The sequence below is a fragment of the Burkholderia sp. Bp9140 genome (genome assembly GCF_003853425.1).
Lineage (GTDB): Bacteria > Pseudomonadota > Gammaproteobacteria > Burkholderiales > Burkholderiaceae > Burkholderia.
This window is the reverse complement of record NZ_QTPQ01000096.1, coordinates 1-1,900: the sequence shown is the minus strand read 5'-3', so window position 1 is coordinate 1,900 and position 1,900 is coordinate 1. Positions and strand designations below refer to the sequence as shown.

General features: G+C 61.5%; 1 protein-coding gene. It reads left to right on the top strand.

Translation table 11 applies throughout. The features are described 5' to 3' along the window. Window positions 1-104: 104 nt before the first annotated feature. Complete coding sequence (locus DIE21_RS36735; protein ID WP_124502195.1) at window positions 105-1,595, top strand: ISNCY family transposase; 1,491 nt, start codon at window positions 105-107, stop codon at window positions 1,593-1,595. The last annotated feature ends 305 nt before the right edge of the window (window positions 1,596-1,900 follow it).

Sequence of the window (1,900 nt, the reverse complement as noted above, 5' to 3'; positions counted from 1 at the left end):
TTGTAGTGGCTAAATTGAAATGTCCGCTTTTGGCTACATAGAAATGTCCGCTTTCGCGCCGCGTAAGCTGTCCGGCCGCCGGGTGTCCGGCGCCGGAGGCTGCGATGGCTGCAACGGAACGGATCACCATGACGATGCGCGAACTGGACCGATTCAAGGTCATTGAGGACGTAGCCGACGGCAAGCTCAAGCCATGGCGTGCGGCGGAACGGCTGGAGTTGACGACCCGGCAGGTTCGCCGGCTGGTCGCCCGGCTGCGGGAACACGGCGCGGCGGGATTGGTGTCGGGACACCGAGCGAAGCCCGGCAACCGCCGTCTCGACCCGGGAGCCGCCGACCGGGTGCTGTCGATCATCCGTGACCGCTACGCCGATTTCGGGCCGACGTTGGCCTGCGAGAAGCTCTGGGAATGTCACGGCATTCGGCTGGCCAAGGAAACGGTCAGGAAGCTGATGACGGACGCCGGGCTCTGGATTCCGCGCCGGCAGCGTCCGCCGAAGGTTTATCAGCCGCGAGCGCGCCGGGCGTGCCTCGGTGAACTGATCCAGATCGACGGCTGCGACCATCGATGGTTCGAGGAACGGGCGCCGGCCTGCACGCTGCTGGTGTATGTGGATGACGCGACGAGCCGGCTGATGATGCTGCACTTCACGCAGACGGAGTCGACCTTCAGCTACTTCGAGGCAACGCGGGCGTACATCGAACGCCATGGCAAGCCGGGAGCGTTTTACAGCGACAAGGCCAGCGTGTTTCGCAACGTGAAGCCGGGCAAGACTGGCAATCGCGTGACGCCGTTTGGCCGGGCGATGTACGAGCTGAACATCGACACGTTCTGCGCGAACAGCAGTTCAGCCAAGGGGCGCGTGGAGCGAGCGCACCTGACGTTGCAGGATCGATTGGTCAAGGAGATGCGATTGCGCGGGATCAATACGGTGGCCGACGCCAACGCTTACGCGCCCTCCTTCATGGCCGCCTACAACACGCGCTTCGCGAAGCCGCCAAAGAGCGACTTCAATGCGCACCGGCCGTTGCGGGCCGACGAGAGCCTGGAGCGGGCGCTGACGTGGCGCGAGCCGCGGAAAGTGACGAAGTCGCTCACGGTTCAGTACGACCGGGTGATGTATTTGCTGGACGACACGCCGGTCAACCGGAAGCTGATCGACCGGCAGATCGAGGTGTGGGAGTACCCGGATGGGCGGATTGAACTACGGGCTGACGACCGGGTGTTGGACTACAGACAGTACGATCGCCTAACCGAAATCGATCAAGGCGCAGTCGTGGAGCACAAGCGCTTGAGTCATGTGCTGCAGGTCGCGCAAGCGCTTCAGGCGCAACGCGATAACAGCCGAATCGGTAAAGCGCCGTCACGAACACATCGCGGCGACTCAACCCGGACCGACCGAAACGAACCCCAAGCGGGCAAGAAGAAGCAACGCGAGATCACGCAGGCCGACGTCGAGCATGTGATCGTGGATCTGGCGCAACGTAGGCAACCCGCCAAGCCAGCAGACAAACCTGGCCGTCGGTCTCCAAAAGCTGGAGAAACAAGCGTGAGCGCCCTGCCCGTTCAGGCGCCGACCTTCGACACGGCGTAACGGTCAAAACGAGAAAAAGGACGCAGCAAAACCAAGCTTAAAACCGGACATTTGTAAATAGCTGGAAGGTGGACATCTGAATCCGGGTATGACATAGTTGTAAGAGCAAAGTTGTAATGTCGCATCTGGGCAAAGTTGAAATGTCGCGTTTGGACCTCGGTAAGCTTGCCGGCTCCCCGTCAGATCATGGAGCCGGCGATGCACCGAACAGCACTGGTGACATTGAACATGCGAGAACTCGACCGTCTGAAGGTAATCCAGGCTGTAGTGGATTTGGGCCTGAGGCCTGGCCGCGCGGCCGAACG

Coding starts and splice junctions, on each gene's coding strand:
- DIE21_RS36735 (WP_124502195.1), top strand. CDS start 105: ATGGCTGCAACGGAACGGATCACCATGACGATGCGCGAACTGGACCGA.